Below are 25,271 nucleotides of genomic sequence, written 5' to 3'. Positions count from 1 at the left end.
CTTAATAGTAGTTTAGCTAATCGAGTTCTGCACGGGAGAATAAGTCACGGATAAGAGCGTCGTCCTCACAAGCTGCTTTGAAGCCCGCCGCAAAGCTCTGCACAGCTTCTCTATTGCTGGAATACGCGCAGAACATATTCGCTTCGGGGTCAAAATGGATGCTGTCCGCGAGCTCGGGCATCTTCTCTTCCAGAAAGACAGAGGCTAGGGAAGCCCAGTCATAGCCGCTCCCTTCGAAGCCCTCGTCTTCCCGTATCTGAAATAGCTCTGCTTTATAAGAGCCTGCGTTTAAGATGACTGACATGCCGCCGTTGTCCTGCTCTACCAGAATAAAGGGTTTCAACTGCTCTCCTCCTTCAATTGCCTCCTGAGTAAGCCCATCATTCCTGTCATCCTCAGACATATCATAATCATAATCCTCCTCATTCACCAATCCGCGGATAAAGGCATCAAAGCTGCCGGCCAGAAACGTAATTTCATAATCGCCCTCCTGATCGACATGAATAACCGCAGGCTCGCCTTCCCTGCCGCATAAACGGTAATCCAGCATCACTACATCATGGCCTGCAGACGGGCAGTCGCAAATCACCACCCCAATATCCGGATACCCCCAATCTTCAATCATAAAGCGGCTGCCCAAATCTCCGCACAGTGAGTAGCTTTTCTCCCGCCCGATTCCCATAATACTTGAAATGGCAATATGGTCTTCCGCCCATGAAGTCGCTTCCCCGGTAGGAAAACAGGTGTTTTGCGGGATTCCCCCATTCTGCAGCTTCATCAGTTCGATATAGGAGGCCGGCAGCTTGTAACCCAGCTCCTGCTCCACTGAGGCAATCATCTCCTCCGTCGGCGGCTTGGATACATATTCTTTTATAGCATAATCGCTGTTCTCCCAAAAATCCGAGAAATCCGCTGGCTCAAAGGAGCTATCACCGCTCTGTTCCTTGGCCATTTGTGCAGCCGCAAAACGCTTCTGCTCCCTTTTCTGCTTCTCGGCGCCGCGCACACTCCAATTGAATAGCATTAGCGTATCCTGGTCTCCGGGGTCCAGTTCGTCGGCCTTTTTAAAAGCTCTGGCAGCTTCCTCATATTGTTTTAAATAGTAGTAGGAATATCCCGCACGAAAATGCCATATCGGATCATTGGCTCCCTGCCCGGCAATAGCCGAAAGCTGTTCCAGCGCCTCTTCGTATCGCTCCAGATTATTCAGCGCTCTCGCCAATTGGCCGATGACCGCATAATCTCTGTCTTGTGCAGGAATCTCCATAATGCTGTCGACGATTTGTTGATATTCATCCGCCTCATGCCAAAGCGTTAGTTGGTTCATCCAATGATTGTCCATAGTTTAGCCTCCCGGATTATTCTGCTATTTCAAAAATGGAATCAATGATAATCGGTAGATTCTCTCTCACGGATACCGCACCAAATACTGATCGTGCATGCATTCCCCGGTCACCGAAGACCTCAAGCATTAAATCAGAGCAGCCATTCAGAACCTTATGATGCTCTTCGAACTCCGGTGTGGCATTGACGAACCCCTGAATCTTGACCACTCTTCGCACAAGCTCCAGGGATTCCAAAGCCGACGACAGCACGGCCAGAACCTCAAGCCCGGCCTGCCTGGCGAATTGATAGCCTTCCACGGTAGTAAAGGTATCGCCAAGTTTACCCTTGGGGTTCCCGGCAGGGCCCTTCCCTGACACAAACAACAGATTATTCACTTTGACATAGTTTGCGTATTTAGCGGCCGGCTCACTGACATTAGGCAACACGATCCCCAATAACTCTAATCTCTGGGCTACAGTTTGTTCGGACATGGCTTTTCCTCCCGCATAGAAGTGTTTAATTCTACTCTAACCGTTTAGATAATAAAATCAACCTTAGCGTATAGGTGAACCGCAGCCTCATTTCGTATAAAATAGGTTTAACATTGTTTACAAAGGAGGGCCCATTTCCATGGCCGTATTCATCAACGAGCAAATCAAAGCATCCGAGGTGGTGCTGACCGGCCTCAAGGGGGAGAAGCTCGGCACGTTATCGCGAGCGGAAGCGCTGGCGATGGCCCGCTCTGCCGGTGCAGACCTCGTCTGCACCTCGCTGATGAGCAGCCCCCCTCCCTGCAGCCTGATCGCTAAGGGCAAGGGAAAAGCTGCCGCGCAGAAGGAAGTCGCGTCCCGCAAAGCGGGCGCTGGACATGCCGGAAGCCAGAGCGGCAGCGGGAAGGTCAAGGAGCTTCGCTTCACTGCTTACATCGAAGAACATGACTACGATACCAAGCTGCGCCAGGCAGACAAGCATCTGCGCTCCGGCAAGCCGGTGCAGCTGGTCGTGAAGGCGAACGGAGCGAAGGAGGCGGCAGCAGCCAAGGCAGTGCTGGAGCGGCTGCTGGGCGATTTGAAGGAAGCCGGATTGAAGGAAAGCGGCATCCAAACCAGCGGCAAAGGCTCACAGGTAAAAGTAAATCCGCGATAAGCGGTAAGCCCCGTTCGGGGCTTACCCCCTAGAGCTGACGCCCATGCTGGGCGTACAAAAAAAGCAGTCCATCCCCTACAGGATGAACTGCTTACAGCTTGAAGATTAACCTTGCTCCTCTTGGGCGTTCCCCAGTCTAGCCCGCATCTGGGCATAAGCTTCCGGGGTGCCCACATCATCAATCGTACCCTCCGTATAGTAGGCCCGCATCTCTTGGCGGGAATGCAGCCACTCGGGAAAATAACTCGGCGCATCCGGATTGCCCCCTTCGGCAAGATAACGGGAGAATAACGGCAACGTAGAGCGCTTGTAGATATAGAGTGCAAATACGCCAATGTTCGTCTTGGGTGACTGCGGCTTTTCTTCTAAAGAAAGGACACGCCTCTGTGCATCCAGCTCCGCCACGCCAACACTCTGCAGTTCCTCAATATCGTCCACTGTCCGGACCAGAATGCAGTCTGTACCCACTTTATGAAAATAATTCAGATACCCCTCAAGGCCAAAGCCGAGCACGTTGTCGCCCGCCAGCACTAGCAAATCATCCTGCAGCTGTTCCCGTCCGATGACAAACTGGATATCGCCAATCGCTCCTAACCGCCCCTCTGGGGAAGAGGTTCCGTCATTCAGAATACGAATCGGCTTCGGCCCGTTGTACTGCTGATGCCACTGCTCAAAAGCATGAAAAAAGCGGTCATTCGTCACAATCAGAATCTCCGTAATCTCCTCCAGTACCTCCAGTCGGTCAACCAGCAGATCCAGAATCGTACGGTTTCCTTGAACCGGAAGCAGCGGCTTCGGCGTATCCCTGGTTAACGGATAGAGACGGGTCGCATACCCCGCAGCCAAGATTAATGCAATCATTCCCTGTTCGCTCCTCTACCTTGGAAAATGTCCCTCTACTATATACCACCGGCGACGGACAGCCAAGCGAGCCTAGTAGAAATGGATTCATTTATACTCTACGCCCGCCACCTCATTGAACCAGAGTCTATCCTCTATGACAAATTTAAGTAAATACTCAAGCTTCAAGGTTTCTTTTTCCTGAAACGGTCTGGACAAGGAAATCTCCATCGTCCGTTCATCCAGCCAGTTCGCGCTAATGGTGGGAGGTTCTTTGGTTTCGTAGTTTATGGAGGTGGTTATCAATTGTTCTGAGTGTTGTACCGGAACCGCTCGGAAGGTGATGCGAATATGATCAGGAATTTGTGTAATCGCTGTTCCCAGAGGCGGATCAATTCGCTCGATAATCGGCCCCGCATATGTATGGGTTAACATGATCGCTTTGAAGGTACCGCAGACGTTCATTAGCAGCAATAAAAGCAGCAGGACGGTAGGGATTTTTTTGAAGAAAGGCACAGAATTGAGCTCTTTGCGTTCCAGAAGATGCAGCAGGGTGGACTCAATATCTTTGCGCCATAATAGCATAAACGGGACGACACTAAGCATAGACACGAGATGAAGAACTTGTCCAAAGTTCGCAAAGAAAGACTGCCCAAGAACAAATACCTCTAATACCGGAATTCCCAAGCGATTTCCGATGCCCCATGTCCGGCGACGCCATCTGTGGAATGCCACGAGGGGACCTGACCCGTAATCGTATTATACAAATCAGACAACTCAGAATCAGCAACAGGGTGAAGAAGGGCTTTCTGTTACTCATTTGAAAGTGGGTCTCTATGTTGAGAACATCATATACCGCACAAGACTTTAGATGCTGTGAAATGCTTTGCAGGTCATGTCCAGCCAAGGCGCTAGTGAACAGGAGAAAAAGGTAAGAATTGCATCATAATATTCTGATAACGCTGAATCTGCTCATCCGTCGCTGCAACTCGCAGCAACTCGAACAGTGCCAGACATTTTTTGAAGTTTCTATCATGGCCTGAACGGTGAAACAATTCCAGGCAATTCATAGTCCAGTCAAGCGCCTCCGGTACTCTGTCTTCCCGCTTATGATATAACGCCAAGTGATAACAATAGCTGTAATAATGCGAGATATTGTCTGCATCCTCATAGTCCCCAAATCCGGCACTCTGTTCCGCGAACGTGTGCAGCAAACCATCTACATCAAGCCCGTACTGTATCGCAGCCTGTAATATTGTATCTAATCCTGGCAGCAGCTCTTCGGGATTCTCCTGCAAGAAACGGGCATACCCCTCCAGTAATTCTGTCTTGCCAGACAGAATCTCCACGATATACAGGTTGGCACGGGCTAGGTATCTGAACTCCTCGGCTATTTCAATTCCGTCCTCACCAAGGTCCTCCATCCAGCCAAGCTCGGCATAACAGAATATGGAATTTCTAGCCTCCTCATACTTCCCCTGCTTCTGACACACGATGCCCCGCATCAGATGACTGAACCCGAAATAATATACCAGAGGGCGCTCCGTATCCAGAATCTGTACCGGAAGCTTCTTAGCCTTGCAATACTGCCGCTCCTCATAGATAGACTGTGCATAGCTGTACAGAATACCCGTCGTATTCAGCATCTTGTCCCAATCCTCGAAGTGATAAGCCAATTCCAGCATCTCAACAATAATATCCGGCTTCAGTGATTTCAGAATGGAAGGGTACACGGTATGCCTCCTTTTTTCTTTATATATTGGCCAAGAAGTAGTACAATAAATCAAATATACTACTATAAAGTAGTATTATCAATATATTTTACCGCCTTTATAACCCTGCTATTTGTGCCCATACTCTCCTAACCTTTAGGAGAGGTGATTACCATGACAGACTTACGGAATACAGTCGGAGATAGAATTCGGGCTATAAGAAAAGCAAAGGGATTAACACAACAACAGTTAGCGGAACTATCCAACCTGGATGATGCATACATAGGGGCAGTAGAGCGTGGCGAACGGAATTTTTCAATTGATACATTGGAGAAGATAGTTACAGCACTAAAAATTCAACCTACAGAGTTATTTCAAAATCATGATGATTTGAGTGAGATAGAGGCCGCACAGCGTAGAGCAATTGATGAATATGCGGTTACTGTTAGTGAGTTGAGTGTTAGGCAGATTGATACGATGAAAAGGATAGTTAGAGAGGTTAAGGGAGCTTTTGAGGTCAAATAAAAAGGACTCATACACAGTAAAAAGACCCTTACTTGGCAGTTAGGGTCTCTTTGCACTCGAGGTCTTACATGAAAAAAATATATGTGTCTCGGTCACCCGAGTATTACCAGTTTCCAAAGAACCTCAAGGTTATAACTTTCTAATTGTGTGACCCTACTCCTGATCCAGCGGCTGCTGTATCCCGTCCTCATAGAAATCGAACACCACCTGCTGCCGCGTGCCTCTTACCGCATAGAACACATCGGCCAGCGACTTCCCTTTCTGCTTCTGCCTCAGCTCATTCTCCAGCCACTCCCGGGTCAGCCCGTTCCGCTTCAGATTGTCCTCCACCAGCACGCCATCCATAATCAGCTCCACGGGAAAAACCTGCGATTGCAGCTGCAGCCCCAGATCCTGCTTCGTGACGAACTGATACGCTTCCTTCTTCAGAACAGAGACCTGTCCGTTATCCTCAAGCACCGCATATTCGACCTCTTCGATATTAAAAATATCCTTCTCTCTCAGCGCCTGGTCCAGCGAATCCAGCGTATAGTGGATCTTACGCATGTTGGCCTCCATGATTTTGCCGTCCTCGATCAGTACGGTGGGGGAGCCGGAGATCCAGCTGCGCAGGCTGCGGCTTTTGAGCGCAATGAAGGAGAGCAGGAACGAGATGGCTGTAATCACAACCAGAGACAGGACAAGATATGAGGATTTTAGGCTAATATTAAAGGCCAGGTTGGCCGCCAGGGAGCCCAGCGTAATGCTGGTCACGAAATCGTTCGATGTCATGCTCGAAAGGGTCTGCTTGCCTAAGATTCGGGGAATGAGCAGCAGCAGTCCCACTGCGAGAATGGTCCGCATTAGAATTTCTACATAGTTCATCTTCAAGCCTCCTCCCCCCATTATTTCCAAACGGGTTCAAAAGAAACAGCAGGGCTTGAGAATGCGCAGTGGGACCTGGTTGATTATTTAAGCAATGTAAGGATCTCTTTCACAAAATTATCGACGAATGACCGTTCAGGACGGGATTTCAGCATTACCGTGAGTCCTATCAGTGAAACGACCAGTGTCTGTGCCAAACTTTTGGCGTTAATAGAGACATCCAGCTCGCCTGAACGCACCCCTCGTTCAATCGTTTCCTGAAATATTACCGAGAGATACATCTGGTGCTCCCTCGTCAGGATTTCAAACTTCTCATCATGAGGTGCAAGCTCCACCATTGAATTGATGCAAAAACATCCCCAATTCGCGCCGTTTCCATATTCTTTTGCCACCAGAGCATCAAAAAAATCACGGAATGCCTCTCTAACCGTTACATTCTTTTGAAGGCTGGCACGAACATCAGAAGCGTGGGCACTTGTGTATTTCCGCAAAGCTGCCTCAAATAGTCCTTTTTTATCTCCAAAGGCCGAATAGATGCTTGGCCGCTGAATGCCCATAGCCGATGTTAAATCGCTTAATGAGGTCGCTTCGAACCCCTTTTCCCAAAATAGCTGCATAGCTGCATCCAGTGCCTTTTCCTCATTAAATTCGCGAAGCCTAGCCATAATGCACCCCTTTACGTATCGAACGGTATGTTATTCATTTATAATACCACAGATCGCTTATCAAAAATCCACATTTTTTAGCTCAATTCCCACATAATTTTGACTCAACTCCTTGACAGACAGCATTTTATAGCAGTATATTTTCTAAGACTAATTATGTACCAATCAGTATGTTATTATCAAATTACTCAATACTAAATTCATGGAGGTATTAGCTTTGAAGAAGCTTGATGCAGAAACGAAGTTCATTGCAGTAGAGGATACAGGCACCGGATTGGAGCCAACTCAAGCAGAAGCACCCCGCTCTGCAATCCCCCGTTATGTGCCGCTCTTGTTTGCCATCGCCTGTGGACTCGCTGTCGCCAATATTTATTACGCACAGCCTTTGCTTGACGCTATTGCGGATGAGTTCCGCATCCCTCATTCATCCGCCGGAATCGTTATTACAATCACACAAGCATGTTACGCCCTGGGACTGCTGCTGCTGGTGCCGCTCGGTGATCTTCTGAACCGGCGCGCGCTGATCGCCGGACAGATGCTTTTATCCGTCCTGGCTTTGATTCTGGTGGGGACTGCCTCTTCCAGCATCGTGTTGTTCATAGGAATGGCCACGGTTGGCCTGCTCGCCGTAGTGACGCAGACGCTCGTTGCGTTCGCGGCAACCCTTGCGGCGCCAGCCGAGCGCGGACGTGTCGTCGGTCTCGTAACCAGTGGAATCGTCATCGGCATTCTGCTTGCACGGACGTTTGCCGGCCTATTGACGGATTTAGCCGGCTGGCGCTCTGTTTACATAGTCTCTGCCGGACTATCGCTGTTTATGGCTGGCGTATTGTTCCGGGTACTGCCTCATGATGAGCACGAAAGAGAGTCATTATCCTATCTACAGCTGCTGCGCTCTACACTCACCTTGTTCTTGCAGGAACGAGTCCTGCGCATTCGTGCTGCCCTCGCCCTGATGATTTTCACTGCTTTCAGTATCCTATGGACCTCGCTTGTGCTGCCGCTTAGTGCTCCGCCGCTTTCTCTTTCACACACTGCAATTGGAGCGTTTGGCCTAGCTGGAGCTGCCGGTGCGTTAGCGGCAGCGCGGGCAGGGCGGCTTGCGGATCGGGGATTAGGACAGCGGACCACCGGCGCGGCACTGATTCTGCTGCTTGTGTCATGGCTGCCTATCAGTTATACCGAACATTCGCTTTGGGCCTTAATCGCTGGTATCCTCCTGCTTGATCTGGCAGTGCAAGCGGTACATGTCACCAACCAGAGCATGATTCTCTCTGTGCGGCCTGAAGCGCGAAGCCGGCTTACCGCCGGTTACATGATTTTTTATTCCATCGGCAGCGCCACCGGGTCCATTGCATCGACCACGATCTATGAGCACATGGGCTGGAACGGAGTATGCTTGCTGGGCGCAGTTGTCAGTGCATTGGCCCTGCTCTTCTGGGCATTGACCCGCCGATTGTACTGATTCCAACATCACAAATTAACCCCTCTATAGCTCGCAGAAGCTCTCCAACACCAACATTAGCATGCCTGCCTAGACTCTTACCCCGATTTCTACTGGGCCTCAGACCAGTCGAAAGACTGGGCGGAGGTTGGTTCAGCTCAGGGTGGAGGGATTGCTATACTATTCCATGGATATACATACATTGGAAAAAGAGGGGTTATTCATGAAAAGCAAACTGGCCAGCACACCTGTCTCCGCTTCGGGCGGACAGGAAGAACGAATGCGATTTGCCCGTCGGGGACTTCTCCTTTTTTTAACCCTGCTCATTCCCATCTCTGTCATTGGTTATATTCTGGGCATGAAAAACCCCACTTTTATACTGCTTCTGATGTGGGCACCGGGCCTTGCCTCAATCTTCGCCCGTTTGATCCTGCGCGAAGGGATCGCTGATATCTCCTTAAGAGTAGGCGGACGCCGATCGTTAAAGAGACTACCTTTTGTACTTCTGTTTCCCGTCTTCATTGGCCTGGTGGCCTACGGTATTGCCTGGATCACTGGACTGGTGCAATATGTTACGCCTGAAACCTATATTAAGGCTCCCCCTGCTGTAGTCTTCACGGCACTTCTTCTGGTGCAAATGGTCGCCGGTACCGCAATGGGGCTGATCGGCAGCATCGGCGAGGAATTGGGCTGGCGGGGTTATATGCTGACACGGCTGATCGACGCGCGTGTTCCTTACCCGATATTGACGAGCGGGATCATCTGGGGACTATGGCATCTTCCCTTAATAATTGCTGGACTCTATTATTCCGGCCCCTATCTCGCTCTCTCCATCATATTATTTATGGTTACGGTAACCTCATTCGGATATATCATTGGACGTCTGCGCCTCACTACCGGCAGCGTCTGGCCTGCAATCTTCCTGCATGCTTCTTGGAATGCAGTGATCCAAAATGTCTTTGATACCTTCTCTGAAGGGGATCAAGCGCTATTATGGACGGGCGAGTCCGGCGTATTCGTGGCTCTTGCCCTGCTGGTAGCGGCATTGACCCTTTCACGCATACCGATGAATGTAAAAAGACTGTGAAGATGGAAATGCGGATTAAATCGCAGAATTACCATATTTTCTATACAGCGAAATAGATTATGACTTTAAAAAGACACAAAAAGCACCCATCCCTTTAAGGATGAGTGCTTTGCTCCCGCAGAATAAATTATGCTGTTGCGTATTTCCCCTTTAGAAATGCTTCAAATTCTTCAATATCCGCGAAGCGGTTGATCTCCACTCCCTTGGAGCGGAAAAGCCCTTCCAAATCAGCGTTTAACCGTTCCACAGCGGTTTGTAACGGTGATAGGTCATCCGGGTTCAGCAATCCAGCCAGCTCCGGGAATCCCAACCGCCGGTATACGTTCTCATAAGCCGAATGAAGCATCAAATCGCTGGGCCAGATTCCCGTCTCGGCAAGAAATAAAAAACTGGCGATCTCCTCCTGTGCCTGTATGGCGGAAAAGAATGCCGTATCATAATCATTCCTTTCGCAAGCGGTAATGATTTTGTCCAGAACGCCCTTCACCTCTTCATAGCAACCCTTCATCCGGTCGGGGTAAGAAGGTGCGTCATAACCCATTTCCTGCTCCGCTGACAGAATAGCAAATATACCCGCTACCAGTTCCTCACAAGCTTCTACAATCTCGCTTGTTACGCTGCTGCGCATAATGGTTTCCATCAGCGGCTCCAGGCGGGGCGGTTGTAACGGAAGACTGAGAACTTGCTCCCGGTTTTTGCCGAAGCCGCTTTTATAGTATGTTCCATTCAGCAACGCCAGGCTTTGCAGCCCCCTCGTTAATAAGCCGTACGCTTCTGTTCTGTAATACGCTATATTCTCGGATGCACCGGTGCGGCAAAGGTTATACAGATGTGTGTATACATTGCAGAACTCGGCTTCTGCTTTTCCGACCCTGTTGCGTCTATTTTCCGGGGATTGCATGCTGGAAATAGGTTCACGCAGCTTCATGAATCTTTCCCGGTCTTCCTCTGAGCGCACGTACAGCAGCTTGCAGTCAGCGATAATCGAAGTTTTGAATTCCTCAAATGAGGCCATGCTTGCCGCACGTTCCCAACTGATTGGCCAAAAGTCGAAACTGATGTCATCAATAATAAACTGAATGCTTGCCCCGTAACCTTCAGGCGTAGCCGGAATGAAAAAGAAGTCCAGGTCCGAGCGTTTAGTAGCCGTCCCTTGAGCATATGACCCGTAATAAGCAACCAGCGCGATATCTTCGGAATAAACTTTTTCAATTTGATGTACAAGCGTCTTGGCAACATCAAACACATTCAACATTTTATTTCCTCCCGTTGTGTAAGCCTTGCCCCGTCATCATATCAAAGTTTAATCCACCCGTTTAGGCAGAGTTCAGCTATAATTTTTGTCTACTGTCCAGAAGAACCGGCTATATAGTTTGAACTTTAGATCTTTTATTTTGGGTTATTATCGTAACTGCGGTGAATGTTTGGACTTCCGGCCGCTGTTGTCTGCAGATTTCTTGGTTTTATTCCGCTCTAAGCGGTTGAAATCCACAGACAAAGGCGGACGCTATCGCTCCTACAGTTCCAAACTTCCCCTCCGTCACTTCCACCTTTTTTTATTTTCCAAGTTCAATCTATATATGTCCCTTCTTATCAGTTGCAAAAAGGCCCTCCTTATAGAGAGCCTTTGCACTACAACTATTCAGCATGACGTCATTACACTGAACTGCACGATTCTATCCGCGGTAACTCAGTTCTCCGCACTCACCAGTCCGCGAATAAAGACCTCAAAGTTATTGGCCAGCTTCGTGATCTTGTAGTTATTGTCCTTGTCCACATGAACAACCTCCGGTTCGCCGTCATTGCCGGATGAGCGGTAATCCAGCATTACTACTTCATGCTCTGCGGCAGGGGTGTCGCAAATGACTACGCCAATCTCAGGGTATCCGCCCTCTTCAATCCTAGCCCGGCTGCCCGCAGCTCCGCACAGCGATTGACTCTTATCCCGTCCAATGCCCAGAAACCCGGAAATTTCGAGATCCTCTTGTCCTAAAGGAACACGAGTGTTGTGTGGAATTCCTCCGTTATGTAATTTCATCATGGAAGTATAAAACGCCGGCAGTTTGAAGACCAATTCTTCCTCTACGGAAGCAATCAGCTCATCCGAAGGCGGCTCTGATACGTAGGTATCGAGTGCATACTCGCTGTCATCCCAAAAGTTCGAGAAGTCGAATTTCTGTACAGGCTTCTTGACAGTGGACTTCTTCTTAGCGGCTTTACGGCGGCTGAGTGTCAGAAACTCCAGGGTATCTTCATCTTCAGGGTCCAGCTTGTCAGCGATTTCAAACTCTCTGATGGCTTCATCATATTGCTTCAGATAGTAATGGCAGAAGCCTACGCGGAAATGCCACAGCGGATCCTCTTCACCCTCTTCGGCGATTTCCTCAAAAAGCTCCAGTGCCTCTTCATAACGTCCGAGATTATTCAGCGCTCTGCCCAAGTGGCTATTCAGCACATAATCCCGTTCCTCCGGATCAATCTCTTCAATCGCATCGACGATCTCCTGAATCTCATCTTCTTCATGCCACAATTCCAGTTGTTCCAACAGATTTTCACTCATTATTTATGCCTCCCAGTTCGATAACTACTACCTATAGGAATTATACCATTTCCAGCCTGATTCCAGCCAACCAAGGACGAAGTGGAACTTTATGCTGCACCGGAAGACGCACAAGATGATGTTTAAATCATAGCAAGATTTATCAAAATCGGTTCAGATGTATGTTATATAGTATTACTTGCCGGAAGGGGTGAACACACTGTACTACCATTTGATCCATACGAGCATTGAGTATATTGAACAGCATCTCGAAGAGGAGCTCAGCCTGGAACGGATTGCACAAGAAGCGGGGTTCTCCAAGTATCACTTCCACCGGATTTTTCGTAAATATGTCGGCAAAAGTGTGTATGATCATATCCGCACCCGCAGGCTAAGCTGTGCGGCAAATCTCCTGCTTTATTCGGAGGAACGCATTCTTGACATCGCACTGCAATATGGATTTGAGAGCCAGGAAGCCTTTACCAGAGCTTTTAAAGAAATCTATGCTTTACCGCCTGCCCAATATAGAGCGCAGATGAAACTGCTGATTCAGGAAAGAGAGGTCTACACAATGTCAGAAATTAAAGGCTGGAAAGTTACCGGAACGACTCCGGAGAAGTATAAGGTGACGCTGGATACCCGAATCCACTATAAGACCACCCCCTCTGTCTGTCTGCAGTCTACGGCCGGAGAAACATTTGAGTTCAATGATTTCGGTACGGTGATGCAGCAATTCCAAGCCCAGCCGTATGCGGGAAAGCGGATGCGGTTTTCCGGCTTTGTCAGTACGGAGAGTGTCACCGACTGGTGCGGTTTATGGATGCGGATTGATGATAAGCTGCAGAACCTGTTAGCCTTCGACAACATGCAGCACAGAAGCATTCGGGGGACCACGGAATGGAACCATTACGCTTGTGTGCTGGATGTACCTCCCGAAGCCGTATGTATCAATATCGGAATCCTGTTGACAGGCCCCGGGAAGGTATGGCTGGGAGATTGTGAATTTGAAGAAGTAGGCAAGGATATCCCGGTAACGGATGGTCTGGTGGATGCAGAAGTCTTTCCGCCGGAACCGCAAAATCTGAAATTTGACCAATAGTTTTTTAGTCACTGCAGGAAGTTATTCAAAAAATGTTCTTATAGAGACAGCTTCCCATCTGATCGCCTGGATCGTGGCCATGCTTATCGCAAAGTTTTTTGCAGGTATTATTGACCAAGGGGTTGCTCCGATGGAGGACCGCACCTACTATACTGCCGGTATGCTTATGGTGATCGCGTATGATCTGTCCGTAGTTTTGTCACTGATTACCCGGAAATTGAACATCAAAAGAGAGTATTGGTTTGCGGAGTTGACGATGTCACAGCCCTATCTGATCACCTTATCCATTGCCACCGCCATTTTTGCTGCACTGTTCAAGATCTCGCAAAGGGAAGAGTTTGGTTAGATACCCGGCAGCATCATGCTGGCGGAAGAATCCAGTGTTATTAGAGAGAAACGGCTACTGTTCTAATAAGAACGGTAGCCGTTTCTTCGATCCTTTTACTCCACAATTCCCCTGCCATTATTCCACAAGGCCCTGAAGGGAGCGCACTGTTCCATTAAGGACTCGAAATCTCCTTCGCCCGCAAGACAGCCGTTCTCCATCACAAGAATCTTGTCGACCTCTTTAATAAAATTCAGCCTATGGGCTATAATGATCACCGTTTTGTGCTGAAATTCGCGGAAGACCGTTTCCATGATGCTTTTCTCCGTAATATTATCGAGGGCTGATACCGGTTCATCCAGAATGACAACATTTCTCTTCTGCAAAATAGCCCGGGCAAAGGCTAACCGCTGTCTTTCGCCTCCCGACAATTTGAGGCCTTTCTCCCCTACCAGGGTGTCCAGCTTCTCCGGCAGCTGCAGCACCTTCTCCTTCAAATGAACTTTGTCCAGTACAGCATACAGCTCTTCATCCGGAAGGCTCTGCTCGAACACCATATTCCCCCGGATCGAATCGTCAAAAATCGGACTGTCCTGGGAGAGATAGGAGATATGTTCGTAATAGCTGTTCAGGCAAACTTGATCCAACTCCATGCCGTCGAGCAGCAGCTGGCCTCCGCTCTTTTTCAACAGTCCGGCCATTAATTTGATGATCGTCGATTTCCCGCTTCCGCTCAGTCCCACCAGAGCAACCGATGTTCCGGGCGCAATCGAAAAGGATAATTGCCGCAGAACCGGAACCTCTCCATATCCAAAAGACACATCTCTGAATTCAAAAGCACCCCGCAGCTCCGTAATTGCTGTTCCGGCCTCCAGATTCCGGTCCTCCGGCGCGTTGATGAACTGCTCAAACCGCTGGTAGGTTACCTTATTCAGCCGATAATTCACGAACAGCACATTGAAAATGGCAATCGGCGTATAAATTTTATCAATAAACATAAACAATGCGACCATCACCCCAAGGGAAGCCTGACCTGATACCACGTTCCTCACCCCGTAGATCAGTACAATCACTTTGATGACGGTAATAAACAGTTCGAAGATTGCAAAAAAGGACTCATGAATCATCTGCAGCTGAGCGCTTTTATGAATGATATTTCTTGCGGTATCACTTATTTTGCGGATTTCCTGCTCATACTTTCTGTTCGTCCGGAAGACGACCAGCTCCATAAATCCACGAATGGAATATCTGGACATCGCTTCTTGCTCTTGAAGTATGGTCGACTTGATCCGGTACAAAACTTTGAGCAATACGTTTGTGATCAGGAAGATCACGACATAGCCGGCAGCAATCACCAGCATGATCCGCATATCGTAGAAGCTGATGAAGATCAGGCTGAAGATAATCGTGGGCAGCAGCTCATGCAGGGTTTTGAGGAAAAAGGAGTAAATAATGCTGTTGCCGGCCGCTGCGCCGTTCTCAATCACTTTGATCATTTGGCCCGTACCCATCTCCTGATAGGCCAGATAATCAATTTTGGATATTTTAGACAACGCCAGAATCTTCAATCGCTCCGTGATGCTGTTCGACAGATGGGCGCTTGGATATTCATCTACATAGTTAAGGACGACCACCAGGCCCAGCAGTACCCCATAGCTCACAATAAAGCCCGATATTTCTCCTAAAGATGTTCCTTCCACAGCCCTATCCAGGATCTCCTGAAAGACCACAATCCCCAGACTGCTTAAGAATTGAATGGCAAAACCTAAACTGATATACAGCACAATCCACCCTTTCAGATGGACAAGACATTTTCTCAACATCACAGATATCCCCAATCTTTCAAATGAAGTATATAAAAAAGCCGGGACTTCCCTCGCCGTTCAACTCCAGAGAACCCCCACAATTCAAAAATGTGTGGCCCAAAGTTAAACCGCTTAGTGTCCCGGCTCCGTAAAATGACTGCCCGACACCATTCCGAATGCTAGTAATAGTTGATCAAAGAGACAGACCGCCCCCTTGATAGCTGGTACGCGTGTTACCCAGCCCGATTACTAGTTCCTCGGAACGATACGGAAAGACATCCATTCACCTCATTTGTCAGATTCTCCATATTATATATTTCGTATTGTTATTATTCAAGAGTGAAAAGCAAGGATACTGCCCTTTCTTGTCGAATACCTATGCCTTGAAGGCAACTGCGTATTGTCACAATATCTGCGAGGGTGGAGGAGTGTATATTATGGCTTACACGATTAATAATCTGAAAGATAACAGCAATGTGGTGATTAAGGAGCAGCTTGGCGGATTTACGGTCATCGAATATAAAGAGGATCTGAGCAGCACCACACTGCTGGAAGCCCAAACCAACTTCTTCATGAGCAAAAGCAATATGCGCAACAAGCAGCTTATGATTGAACTGAGCAACAGCGAGGTTATGCTGAGCGCAGGGGCGATGCAATATATGATTGGCAATATTGAAATGACCTCCGGGGTTAAGGGTGTTGGAGGGCTCATGAGAAACATCGTCTCCAGTGCGGTGACCGGCACCACGGCAATCAAACCGCTTTACAAAGGTACGGGAACGATTCTGCTGGAGACCACCTATAAATATTTATGGCTGATTGATGTCGACAACGACCATATCGTCATTGACGATGGCATGTTCCTGGCTTGCGAGTCGACACTGGACATTGCTGTCACTGCGCGTAAGAACGCATCCTCTGCCGTACTCGGAGGAGAAGGACTGTTTAATCTAAGCGCCAAAGGAAAAGGCATCCTGGCACTGGAAGCACCAATTCCTTCCGAAGAAGCCGTCGTCATCGAATTGCAGAATGATGTACTGAAGGTGGATGGAAACTTTGCGTTAATGTGGTCCAATTCCCTGGACTTCACCGTCGAGAAATCCGGCAAAACCCGGATGGGCTCTGCGGCCTCCGGCGAGGGTCTGGTCAATGTATACCGGGGCACGGGTATGGTGTGGCTGGCACCGCTGATTCAGTACAAAAACAGTCTGTTCCAAGCGAATCCCACGGCTTAATCCGTAAACTAACTTATATTTTGAACAAGGGCCATCCGCTTGGATGGCCCTTTGTCTTCTTCGGTATGCAGGGATTTAATTCCTATTCCTTCCCTGTTACCCTTTTTTTATCGGTGAGGTAAGGACCATCTGCCCCCGTGGTGTTTCTCCACCGGCGTCTGGCTCAAGGGTGATCGCCACTGTATCGTATTCCTGCGGTTTGAATGAATAATAGAGCGCGCCACTCCCCTCACTAGATACAAAGGTTCCTGCATTCTGCGGGGTATCTCCCTTGATCAGCCATACCTGATACACTTCCGTTCCTGTCAGCTCCGGCAGATTCTCCGCTTGAACGACAAGATGTGTGCCGCTGCTGTCAACGACGATCGTTGCCAAACCGCTGGCCACAATATCCTTGGCCGCCGGACTCAGCGCGACCGACTCATCAACCTTAAGCTCCTGTGCCGGCTTTGTGCCGCCGGAAAGCTGCTGCTGGAGCTGGTCCACATCCTGCCGCAGCTGTCCCGCATAGATCATCATAATCAGCACCGCTGCGGCAAGACCCAGGCTTACGTACCGCCAGAACGGGATTTTTTTGGCGGGCGCTGCCGGGGGCACTGTCTTCACTTCCCGTTCTACAGGAAGTGCCTGGACCGGCTCCTCTTCTATTGAACGTTTGACCTGTGCCGGAGCATCCGCTACCAGTACCCGCGACATTATCCGTGACTTCATTCCCGAGGGCGGCTGAACAGGCTCGGAGGCAAGAGGAAGCAGGTCCATCACGCTGCGATATTCCTTCACCCGCTTGCTACAATCTGCGCACTCCATTAAATGAGCTTCGAATTTCTGCATTTCATCTTCAGGCAAGGCTTCCAGAACATACAATTCAACCAGTTCACATCTATCGTTCGTCTCTTCAGTCATGAACATGCTCCCTCCTTCCCCAATGGCTCAATCGCTTCTGGAGCTGTTTCATTGCCAATCTTACCCTGCTCTTGACCGTGCCCAGCGGAATGGATGCAAGGTCTGCTGCCTCCTGCTGGGTTAAGCCCTGATAATAGATCATATCCAGAACCTGCTGCTGATCCCTGCTCAGCTCTCTCAGTGCTGCCCTTACCTGCTCCCCGGCCATCAGCAGCCTGGCCGTTTCCTCGGTCATCGTCGCCTGATCCTGGATCAGCTCCAGACTCTCCGATCCGGCTTGCTGCGGAACCCTTGTGCTCCGCTTGCGAAGATGGTCTATGGCAATATTGCGGGTCACCGTGAACATCCAGGTGGTGAGCTTCCCCTTGGCCGCATCAAAGTGCTCTGCATTCTTCCAAATACGCAGGAACAGCTCCTGCATCACTTCCTCGGCCGCCATCGAGTCCTTTACTATCCGGTAGGCAAAGCTATAGATCACCTGTTCATATCGGTCGTAAAGCCTTTCGAGGGCATCCGGGTCTTTTTGCATTATGCGCTCAATCAATTGCCCATCGTCAGCTGTATCAAACAATCCCAGTCCTCCTTTTTCCCAGCGTTCCTCTACACTCATTCATTCAATTTTTCGCAAAAAGTTTTCTCACCCTGTGATCCAACTCTCAATATCCTGCGTTTCACTGAGTATAACTGCTTTTGATAAGCGGCTCAACTTTGATTGAAGGGGTGAGAAGATGAAAAGATTGCAAAGTAAAATGGTCATTCTTATGTTGTGTTTGAGTTTTTAGACCGGCTTCTTAGCCCAGCTGGAACGAAGCCACTCCGCCGATTGTTCCATGTAGCCCAAATGGTCCACTGCATCAAAATGCTCAATAGCCAGCGTATCATCGTAACCGCCTGCCTTCAGCCGGGTCAGAATCTCTTCAATCGGGATGAAGCCGTACCCGGCGGGCGATGGGAACAGCCGGGCTCCACTCATGGCCAGCTTCGGCATGCCCCCATTCTGTTCATCCCGTGAGCGGTCTTTGCAGTGGACATGGACTATTCTGTGCTTAAGCTTCTCAAAGGCTTCCAGTTCATCCTCACCACGGTAAATGAAATTCCCTGTATCAAAAGTGATGTGCAGCTTGGGCACCTGCTCCAGGAACCAGAGCAGTTCATCCGAGCCGGAGAACGGCGCGCGAATGTCATCGAAGTCCTCCATCGTCACAAGAATGCGCTTACGTTCGGCATAATCGCAAATAATGTTCAAGGTCCCGGCCATCTTCTGCAACGCCGTATTGCGCTCCTCGGCACTTGCTGTTTCATCCACGAATCCGGGGATAATGAGCACTTTCCCCGCTCCCAAATATTCCGCCGTGTCGATAAATTCAAACCCTGGCTTGGTATCGGGGTCATTTCCAAAATCAAAAAAGCCATACATCGACGCGACCGAAATACCCGCTTGTTCCAGCCGTTTCTTCATGACCTCCTTGCCGCAGCCTAAGGCCTCTTCCAGATCCAGCTCTACCGCACTGATGCCAAACTCATGTACTCTATTCAGTACTTCCTCCAATGTCAGCCCGGTTTGCTCGCTTGCCCTCACAATATGATTGTAAAACACAGATAGGTGCACAAGAAATCTCCTTTCATGTCATTCGGCTAGAAGCTGGCACTATTATATCACTTTAATTCACCCTAAATCACATGGGTCGAGGAACAGGGTAAAGCAATCCGCGACCACCCAAAATATTGAATAATGATTTAAATTATGTTAATATGCGAACACAAGTTCCTATTTATAGCTCAACTAGAGAGGAAATTCACTATGGAAAACAAAGATGATGCAGAAATGATCACTGACCGCCAGATCCTGGAATTAATGCAGGCTGTCAGGCAAAAGGACCCGGAGGCGATGCTGCAGCTTATTCAGCTCTATAAAGAAGATATAGTAAATATAAGCAAATTCATTCACATGCCCAAAGAAGATGCTGTTTCTGAAATCATCATTGAATTTCTGGAGTATATCCAACGGAGCGATTGATTCTGATATAATGTATTTTATTTCCTATACTAATTTATGGGGTGCTCTTTATATGTCAATTCAAGCCGTGTTATTTGATTTTGATGGGACGCTTGCCGATACTTTGCCGGTATCCTTCAGTGCCTTTAAAGCCGTGTTTAAGCAATACGATAATCGAGAGGTTACGAATGACGAACTGGTTGCCATGTTTGGCCCGACAGAGGAAGATATCATTGGCGGCAACTTCAAAGATAAAGCCTCCGTTCTGCAAGGTATTCACGATTATTACTCGTTATATGAGAAGGGGCATTTTGAAGAAGATTTCCAACCCGATCAGGGAATTATGGATCTGCTTCATTTATTGAAGGGACAAGGTGTGAAGCTTGCTGTAATCACGGGGAAAAGCAGACGCGCGTTTGAGATATCAACCGGGGCTTTGAACATGACGGACTTTTTTGATATCACGATTACAGGGGATGACGTGGATAGACCCAAGCCAGACCCCGAAGGTATACATAAAGCTTTGAACATACTGGGCCTTGATCCGGCAGAAGCTGTATTCGTAGGTGACAGCAATGCAGACATCCTCGCAGGCAAGGCTGCCGGACTGCGCACTTACGGTGTCCGCTGGTTATCCACTTTCCAGAGCCTGGTCTACGATGTTTCGCCGGATGGCATTTTCAGCAATGTGGACGAATTCCGTGAACTTCTTGCTAAAGAGATCCGCATTCAAGATAATTAAGGGTTGGAAGATGCACAAAAGCGGCCAGCGAATGTTATCGCTGAAGCCGCTTTTGTCTTTTTATACCTTTTTCACAAACTCCGATTTTAATTTCATGGCCCCAAACCCGTCAATTTTGCAGTCAATATCATGATCTCCGTCAATCAGACGAATATTTTTTACTTTTGTGCCTATTTTCACGACCAAAGACGTCCCTTTAACTTTCAGGTCTTTAATCACTGTTATCGTGTCGCCATCGTTCAGGACATTTCCATTGGAGTCTTTAACAATCTTTTGATCTTCGCTGTCCCCGGCTTCTGCTTCCAGACTCCATTCATGGGCACATTCCGGGCATACGAGCAAGCTGCCATCCTCGTAAGTGTATTCCGAATTACATTTTGGACATTTTGGTAAATACGACATAGTATTGTTGTTCCCCATTTGCTGTTTTTCTATATAGTCCCATAATCCTTCCCTATTGGCAATCCTTAAAGAAACCACCCCTGAGCGGAGTGGTTTCTTTAGATACCGGATTACTGGACAGTTCCTTGGCACAGGTCCTTATGAGGTACGCTTTAACGCACGTTTTCTTCTTACCACATGAATTCTCTTTTTTCTGGCCAAACGTTGTCTTCTCATTGCCAATTTGCGTACTTTTCTCTTCTTTGCACGATGTCCTTTAATCAGCCTTACCCGCTTGAGAGAGCGAAATTTGAGACGGATCAATCTTTTTCTTCTCAGTCTTAACTTTAACCGTAACACTCTACGGCGTTTCAGTCTGTGCCGCTTTACGGGAGCCGGTGGCGCCACCTCAGGGACTAGTGGCGGCGGCGGCGGTGGTGGTGGTGGCGGTGGCGGCGGTGGTGGAAGCAGTATTTCTGCAGGCTGATACACCTCTTCCACATGCTGTACCTCTTCTACATGATGGATTTCTTCTACATGATGGATTTCCTGAGCGGGTGGCTCAGGGGCGATGTAGACCGGCTCCGGTTCATAAACTGGCTCTGGTGTGAATTCTTTAGACCATGGAGTCATGGAAAGGAACCTATTGTACAGCGGTGATGCGGGAGACTCCGGCTCCCACCATTTGGTGTCTCCGGCGAAATGAACAATTTTATTATTTAAATCCAGTTCATCATGGGCGAACGTATTAAACCGCAGATCCATTTGCAAAAAGTTGGAGCTGTACACGGCATTCAGAACATCCTGATCAGGCATGGTCATCGTTGGATAATAGCGCAAGAAATGAAGCATTTCTCCATACCAGTTCGGATGCTTGCGGATATTGTCCAGTTGGAACAGAATGACTCCCGAGTTGAAATACACCTCCGCATTTAATCCAAGTGAAATAAAGTACTCCAGCATATTTTCGCCCTGATCCAGTACTGCGCCCAAATAGCGTTCTCCCAGATCGACGCTCCACAATTCGTTAATATCCATATTGACCAAAATGTCGCAGTCCAGATAAATAACCCTGTCAACCTGAAGAATTAGCGGAAACAACAAACGGTACATACTGGCTATCGTCCAATAGTCGATTTTTTGCACACCGGACGCAACCTCTTTCAAGTCCTCAGGAACAGTAACATGATAAAAATAAATGTTGTGATAGAATGTTTCCACCAGTTGGGTAAGCTTCCACTTGTTTTCTTCGCTTAAGGTATCATCGTGCACAATGTGCACATTGATCGGTTGCTGGGTATTGGAAAAGATTGATGCAAGTACAACACCCGCATGTTCGGTATAGCTCCCGTCTTTGTCATTGATCGTCAAAACCAGCTCAATCATTCTCAAGGATCACCTGCCCTTAAAAGTATACTTCTGCACATTTGTCTGATGCATTAGACTACTTTAAGTGTATGTTTATCCCTGTGTCTGGATTGGACTATTCCCCAGTACGTATCTAATTTATTTTGAATCGTCGTTTTGCGGGTCAGAATGGAGTCTTGTGACCGTTGAACGATCACCCAGTATATGACGCGCCGGCTGCTCCTGAATTTCCTGTTCGGCCAGATGAACATGTGATCCAAACACACTTCCCGCCGCATGAACATGGGACAACCGCACCTCATCCGTCAAAATACTATTGGTCAGAATGCTATCTTCGACGACACAATTCGGCCCAATATACACATGGGGTCCAATCACACTGTTCATTATGAGGGCGGTTGGATCAACAATGACGGGAGGAATCCACTGAACCTTACTGTCCGGATCAGAGCGGTCTGCAAAGTTCTTTGGATCATGATCCATCTTATAGCGATTCGCCTCAAGCCAGCGTTCATGGGTACCGATATCAAAAAATGGCGCTTCCGTCACACTGTACGCCACATGCCCGCCTTGTGAGATGATCATTTGAATGGCATCGGTCAACTCATACTCTCCGCGGGGAGAAGGTGTAAGTCTCTCAATGACCGGCCAGATTGCCGAAGTTAAAGCATAGACGCCGACAATAGCCAAGTTGGATTTCGGAGATTTCGGCTTCTCCTCCAGACTGACGATTTGCTGATCCTCAATCACGGCAACACCAAATTGACTGGGGTCCTCGACCCGCTGAAGCAATATCGAAGCCTCAGAATGATCCGCGTCCAGTGAGCGAATCAAGGGCTCTATATCCCCCTCATACAAATTATCGCCAAGCATTAATACAAAAGGAGAATCCGCCATAAAAGACTTTGCACTTTTGACCGCATCCGCCAGACCCTTAGCTTCATCTTGCAGCAGAAAGGTTAAAGAGGTGTTCCACCGCTCCCCATCCCCGATCGTTTCCCGGATCTCCCCTTGTGTAGCGTTCACTACGATTCCAATATCGGTAATACCGGCCGCAACAAGCTTCTTAATGATGGAGACAAGAATATACTCCCCATTAACAGGCAACAAGCATTTGGGTTTGGTATAAGTCGAAGGCCGAAGTCTCGTTCCCTTGCCGGCACATAAGATTAATCCTTTCATAACCATCCTCCTCACTCTTAAAATCTGCAATCTTTGAAACTCGGTGAATGGAGTCTCTTTATATTTTATGCACAAGCTGTGAAGGGGCTTGGGTATATAATAAGCAGCAATAACCTATTAATCTATCATCGACTTTGACTGCACGAAATGGCCTTTTTTGTAGAACAGTATCCTTCATCTAACCGTAGGTTTGCTCGTAATAGCACTTTGTTTAGCGAATAGGCACCTCCTTTGTCACCCTTGCAGGGAGTCGCTTAAGGACAACGAATTGGTTATAGCAAACACCCCGAAGCGGAGGAATCAAAATGGAAATGTTAAAAACAAAGGAAGCCGCAGAACTGCTGTCCGTTAGCCAGACGACAATCAAACGTTGGGCCGCCATGTTCCCTAATTTCTTTCCAAAGGACCGATTTGGGCACTACATCTTCACCGGGCAGGAAATCGGCCTGCTAAAATCTATTAAAGAGCGAATCGAGCATGGGGAGACCTTGGATAGTATTAATCTGGCGGGTAACAAACAACCTGAGCCGGCAGAGCCGCTGCAGGATATGCGCCGCCTGCACATACCGGATAAGCCTATGGAAGAGCTGTTATCCCGCATCGTTCATATTGAACACTCCCTTGACCAGAAAGCCGACGAGGTGGTCTCGGTTCAACTGCTCCGGCAGCGTGAAGAACTCGAGGACCTGCGCCAGATGATCCAGCAATTGGCTGTATCCATAGAAACGATCCAGAAACCAACCAGCAAGGCGTCGTCCTCTGAAGAATTGCGCCCTATTGCCACTGCCAAGCTTCAGGCTCCCCCCAGAAAGCGCGGCCTTTTGCGCACTTTATTCTCTCTGTAACGTACATGCAGCCTGAGTCCTGATGAATCAGCACTCGGGCTGCTGCTTGTGAACGCAAAAAACCGTCCCCAGAGGGACGGAGTTAGCTACATTAAGAATGATGTCTTGATTTCACTTCTATTCACGGTAAGCACGGAAGCCTATATAGCTGCTGCCGCAGCTTCATGGCTTAGGGTTGGTCTTTGTTCGCAAGCTGCTCCTGGGCAAGACGGACCATTTCCCGGACCATCGCGCCGCCGATTTTTCCGCCAATATGCCCGGCTGATTCGGTAGTCAGACCGCCATTATTACCTGGCTGCAGAGGGATACCCAGCTCTTTGGCCACTTCGTATTTTACGTCGTCCGGGTGGTTGGGATCAACGGCATAACCTTCGCTCTTCATCACATCTGCTTTGAATGTCTGCATCCCCTGCGCAGCCCCTGGCACGGCATATCTTCTATTTCTTCTGGCCATCCTCATGCACTCCCTTGATGTCTTTACCCTAACATACCCTGAAGGCTTGAGAGTTATCCCTGTTCATCCTCAACATCCAATGAAAAGACTTCCTTGAAGCCCCTTTTGCCCTCAGAAGTAATCTTTATGGCTCGTGTATTAGGCAGACGCTGCACCCAATTCACCTCTAACAGCTTCTCCAGAAGAGCATTCCCTAATGCTCCGGCAAGGTGATGCCGTCTTTCACTCCAATCCAGACATTTGTGTGAAAATGAGCGGCGTTTTTTCTTAACCTGTTCAAGGTCTATTTGAAAGCTTGCAAAAAAACCCTCCCCGTCTTCAGTTACAGCAAACCCTTCCTTATCTTCACGCAGAATACCTGCCCTAAGGAGGGCATTGGTTAATTGAACCCCTATACTCCCGGCGAGATGATCATAACAAGTTCTTGCATAACGCAGTGCTTTATCATCTGAAGCTTGTCTTAAAGACTTAATTTGGGCGGGGGGAGCGAGTGATAACAAGGATTCCATCACCTGAGCTACTTCTTGATTACGAATCCCATAGTACCGGTGTCTCCCTTGTTTCTCAACGGCAACTACGTTAGCATTGACCATTTTTGCTAAATGGAAACTTGCTGTTTGAGGCTGGATGCCTGCCATATAGGCTAACTCACTTGCTGCATGAAACCTTCCATCCAGTAAAACAGTTAATATTGCTGCACGGGAAGTTTCGCTCACCAGAGAAGCAATCACAGCTACATTCGAATTTGCTTTCATTTTCGCCCTCCATTTTTGCATTCCACACTTCGA

The 25,271-nt window shown here is 48.4% G+C and carries 28 protein-coding genes; 10 read left to right on the top strand and 18 right to left on the bottom strand.

Annotation, left to right across the window (positions count from 1 at the left end):
- Positions 1–16: 16 nt before the first annotated feature.
- Both NYE29_RS11145 and NYE29_RS11140 read right to left on the bottom strand, forming a co-directional pair.
- Complete coding sequence (locus NYE29_RS11145) at positions 17–1,342, bottom strand: Imm51 family immunity protein (protein WP_340895994.1); 1,326 nt, start codon at positions 1,340–1,342, stop codon at positions 17–19.
- 16 nt (positions 1,343–1,358) lie between these two features.
- The gene (locus NYE29_RS11140) at positions 1,359–1,817 is read right to left on the bottom strand and encodes a RidA family protein (RefSeq protein ID WP_340895992.1); all 459 of its coding nucleotides are present in this window, start codon (positions 1,815–1,817) and stop codon (positions 1,359–1,361) included.
- Between the two features lie 139 nt (positions 1,818–1,956).
- Between NYE29_RS11140 and infC the strand changes: the two genes are divergently transcribed.
- Entirely contained in the window at positions 1,957–2,472 is a 516-nt protein-coding gene (gene infC / locus NYE29_RS11135; protein WP_340895991.1) for a translation initiation factor IF-3, read from the top strand.
- Between the two features lie 105 nt (positions 2,473–2,577).
- On the opposite strand, the gene NYE29_RS11130 is transcribed toward infC, so the two are convergent.
- The 3 genes from NYE29_RS11130 to NYE29_RS11120 all read right to left on the bottom strand — a co-directional run bounded on the left by NYE29_RS11130 (position 2,578) and on the right by NYE29_RS11120 (position 5,045).
- The gene (locus tag NYE29_RS11130) at positions 2,578–3,333 is read right to left on the bottom strand and encodes a sugar phosphate nucleotidyltransferase (protein WP_340895990.1); all 756 of its coding nucleotides are present in this window, start codon (positions 3,331–3,333) and stop codon (positions 2,578–2,580) included.
- 87 nt (positions 3,334–3,420) lie between these two features.
- Positions 3,421–3,918, bottom strand: coding sequence for a hypothetical protein (locus NYE29_RS11125; RefSeq protein ID WP_340895989.1), 498 nt, complete (start codon positions 3,916–3,918; stop codon positions 3,421–3,423).
- A gap of 305 nt (positions 3,919–4,223) precedes the next feature.
- Positions 4,224–5,045 (bottom strand): DNA-binding protein, encoded by an 822-nt coding sequence (locus NYE29_RS11120; protein ID WP_340895987.1) that lies wholly within the window; start codon positions 5,043–5,045, stop codon positions 4,224–4,226.
- Positions 5,046–5,198: 153 nt separating this feature from the next.
- Between NYE29_RS11120 and NYE29_RS11115 the strand changes: the two genes are divergently transcribed.
- Positions 5,199–5,549 (top strand): helix-turn-helix domain-containing protein, encoded by a 351-nt coding sequence (locus tag NYE29_RS11115; RefSeq protein ID WP_076113558.1) that lies wholly within the window; start codon positions 5,199–5,201, stop codon positions 5,547–5,549.
- 153 nt (positions 5,550–5,702) lie between these two features.
- On the opposite strand, the gene NYE29_RS11110 is transcribed toward NYE29_RS11115, so the two are convergent.
- Together NYE29_RS11110 and NYE29_RS11105 are read right to left on the bottom strand one after the other, a co-directional pair.
- Entirely contained in the window at positions 5,703–6,413 is a 711-nt protein-coding gene (locus NYE29_RS11110) for a DUF421 domain-containing protein (RefSeq protein WP_076113559.1), read from the bottom strand.
- 83 nt (positions 6,414–6,496) lie between these two features.
- On the bottom strand, positions 6,497–7,078 hold the full coding sequence (locus NYE29_RS11105; protein ID WP_076113560.1) for a TetR/AcrR family transcriptional regulator: 582 nt from the start codon (positions 7,076–7,078) through the stop codon (positions 6,497–6,499).
- Between the two features lie 274 nt (positions 7,079–7,352).
- Between NYE29_RS11105 and NYE29_RS11100 the strand changes: the two genes are divergently transcribed.
- Positions 7,353–8,543: an MFS transporter gene (locus NYE29_RS11100; RefSeq protein ID WP_340899685.1), complete on the top strand. Its 1,191-nt coding sequence runs from the start codon at positions 7,353–7,355 to the stop codon at positions 8,541–8,543.
- A 202-nt stretch (positions 8,544–8,745) separates the two neighbouring features.
- Complete coding sequence (locus tag NYE29_RS11095; protein ID WP_340895983.1) at positions 8,746–9,609, top strand: type II CAAX endopeptidase family protein; 864 nt, start codon at positions 8,746–8,748, stop codon at positions 9,607–9,609.
- 127 nt (positions 9,610–9,736) lie between these two features.
- Here NYE29_RS11095 and NYE29_RS11090 read toward each other — a convergent pair whose 3' ends face one another.
- Positions 9,737–10,864, bottom strand: coding sequence for a nucleotidyltransferase domain-containing protein (locus NYE29_RS11090; protein WP_340895982.1), 1,128 nt, complete (start codon positions 10,862–10,864; stop codon positions 9,737–9,739).
- A gap of 435 nt (positions 10,865–11,299) precedes the next feature.
- The gene (locus NYE29_RS11085; protein ID WP_340895980.1) at positions 11,300–12,169 is read right to left on the bottom strand and encodes an SMI1/KNR4 family protein; all 870 of its coding nucleotides are present in this window, start codon (positions 12,167–12,169) and stop codon (positions 11,300–11,302) included.
- Between the two features lie 190 nt (positions 12,170–12,359).
- Between NYE29_RS11085 and NYE29_RS11080 the strand changes: the two genes are divergently transcribed.
- On the top strand, positions 12,360–13,247 hold the full coding sequence (locus NYE29_RS11080; protein WP_256718234.1) for a helix-turn-helix transcriptional regulator: 888 nt from the start codon (positions 12,360–12,362) through the stop codon (positions 13,245–13,247).
- Positions 13,237–13,593 carry a DUF5823 family protein gene (locus NYE29_RS11075; RefSeq protein WP_340895977.1) on the top strand — a complete coding sequence of 119 codons (357 nt, stop codon included), beginning with the start codon at positions 13,237–13,239 and terminating at the stop codon, positions 13,591–13,593. Before NYE29_RS11080 ends, NYE29_RS11075 begins: the two co-directional genes overlap by 11 nt.
- 95 nt (positions 13,594–13,688) lie before the next feature.
- Here the strand turns inward: NYE29_RS11075 and NYE29_RS11070 are convergent, their stop codons facing one another.
- Positions 13,689–15,395: an ABC transporter ATP-binding protein gene (locus tag NYE29_RS11070; protein WP_076113566.1), complete on the bottom strand. Its 1,707-nt coding sequence runs from the start codon at positions 15,393–15,395 to the stop codon at positions 13,689–13,691.
- Positions 15,396–15,814: 419 nt separating this feature from the next.
- On the opposite strand from NYE29_RS11070, the gene NYE29_RS11065 reads away from it, so the two are divergent.
- Positions 15,815–16,612, top strand: coding sequence for an AIM24 family protein (locus tag NYE29_RS11065; protein WP_340895975.1), 798 nt, complete (start codon positions 15,815–15,817; stop codon positions 16,610–16,612).
- A gap of 96 nt (positions 16,613–16,708) precedes the next feature.
- Here NYE29_RS11065 and NYE29_RS11060 read toward each other — a convergent pair whose 3' ends face one another.
- The 3 genes from NYE29_RS11060 to NYE29_RS11050 form a co-directional block, all read right to left on the bottom strand.
- The gene (locus tag NYE29_RS11060; RefSeq protein WP_076113568.1) at positions 16,709–17,515 is read right to left on the bottom strand and encodes an anti-sigma factor; all 807 of its coding nucleotides are present in this window, start codon (positions 17,513–17,515) and stop codon (positions 16,709–16,711) included.
- Positions 17,508–18,086 (bottom strand): RNA polymerase sigma factor, encoded by a 579-nt coding sequence (locus NYE29_RS11055; protein ID WP_340895972.1) that lies wholly within the window; start codon positions 18,084–18,086, stop codon positions 17,508–17,510. The genes NYE29_RS11060 and NYE29_RS11055 overlap by 8 nt, the downstream gene beginning before the upstream one ends.
- A gap of 207 nt (positions 18,087–18,293) precedes the next feature.
- The gene (locus NYE29_RS11050) at positions 18,294–19,124 is read right to left on the bottom strand and encodes a sugar phosphate isomerase/epimerase family protein (protein WP_340895970.1); all 831 of its coding nucleotides are present in this window, start codon (positions 19,122–19,124) and stop codon (positions 18,294–18,296) included.
- Between the two features lie 192 nt (positions 19,125–19,316).
- On the opposite strand from NYE29_RS11050, the gene NYE29_RS11045 reads away from it, so the two are divergent.
- A complete protein-coding gene (locus NYE29_RS11045; RefSeq protein WP_076113571.1) occupies positions 19,317–19,532 on the top strand; it encodes a hypothetical protein in 216 nt (71 codons plus the stop codon).
- A gap of 52 nt (positions 19,533–19,584) precedes the next feature.
- Positions 19,585–20,253, top strand: coding sequence for an HAD family hydrolase (locus NYE29_RS11040; RefSeq protein ID WP_038601151.1), 669 nt, complete (start codon positions 19,585–19,587; stop codon positions 20,251–20,253).
- A gap of 60 nt (positions 20,254–20,313) precedes the next feature.
- Here the strand turns inward: NYE29_RS11040 and NYE29_RS11035 are convergent, their stop codons facing one another.
- From NYE29_RS11035 to NYE29_RS11025, 3 genes are all read right to left on the bottom strand, one after another.
- Complete coding sequence (locus NYE29_RS11035; protein ID WP_076113576.1) at positions 20,314–20,655, bottom strand: zinc ribbon domain-containing protein YjdM; 342 nt, start codon at positions 20,653–20,655, stop codon at positions 20,314–20,316.
- Positions 20,656–20,793: 138 nt separating this feature from the next.
- Positions 20,794–22,020 (bottom strand): glycosyltransferase family 8 protein, encoded by a 1,227-nt coding sequence (locus tag NYE29_RS11030; RefSeq protein WP_340895968.1) that lies wholly within the window; start codon positions 22,018–22,020, stop codon positions 20,794–20,796.
- Between the two features lie 120 nt (positions 22,021–22,140).
- On the bottom strand, positions 22,141–23,184 hold the full coding sequence (locus tag NYE29_RS11025) for a sugar phosphate nucleotidyltransferase (RefSeq protein WP_340895967.1): 1,044 nt from the start codon (positions 23,182–23,184) through the stop codon (positions 22,141–22,143).
- A 305-nt stretch (positions 23,185–23,489) separates the two neighbouring features.
- On the opposite strand from NYE29_RS11025, the gene NYE29_RS11020 reads away from it, so the two are divergent.
- Positions 23,490–24,029: a MerR family transcriptional regulator gene (locus NYE29_RS11020; protein WP_340895966.1), complete on the top strand. Its 540-nt coding sequence runs from the start codon at positions 23,490–23,492 to the stop codon at positions 24,027–24,029.
- A 169-nt stretch (positions 24,030–24,198) separates the two neighbouring features.
- Here NYE29_RS11020 and NYE29_RS11015 read toward each other — a convergent pair whose 3' ends face one another.
- Together NYE29_RS11015 and NYE29_RS11010 are read right to left on the bottom strand one after the other, a co-directional pair.
- The gene (locus NYE29_RS11015; protein WP_038598014.1) at positions 24,199–24,483 is read right to left on the bottom strand and encodes an alpha/beta-type small acid-soluble spore protein; all 285 of its coding nucleotides are present in this window, start codon (positions 24,481–24,483) and stop codon (positions 24,199–24,201) included.
- Between the two features lie 53 nt (positions 24,484–24,536).
- Complete coding sequence (locus NYE29_RS11010) at positions 24,537–25,238, bottom strand: ArsR/SmtB family transcription factor (protein ID WP_340895963.1); 702 nt, start codon at positions 25,236–25,238, stop codon at positions 24,537–24,539.
- Positions 25,239–25,271 lie beyond the last annotated feature (33 nt).

The organism is Paenibacillus sp. FSL M7-1046 (genome assembly GCF_038007405.1).
Classification (GTDB): domain Bacteria; phylum Bacillota; class Bacilli; order Paenibacillales; family Paenibacillaceae; genus Paenibacillus_AQ.
This window is presented reverse-complemented; position numbering and strand designations above follow the sequence as displayed.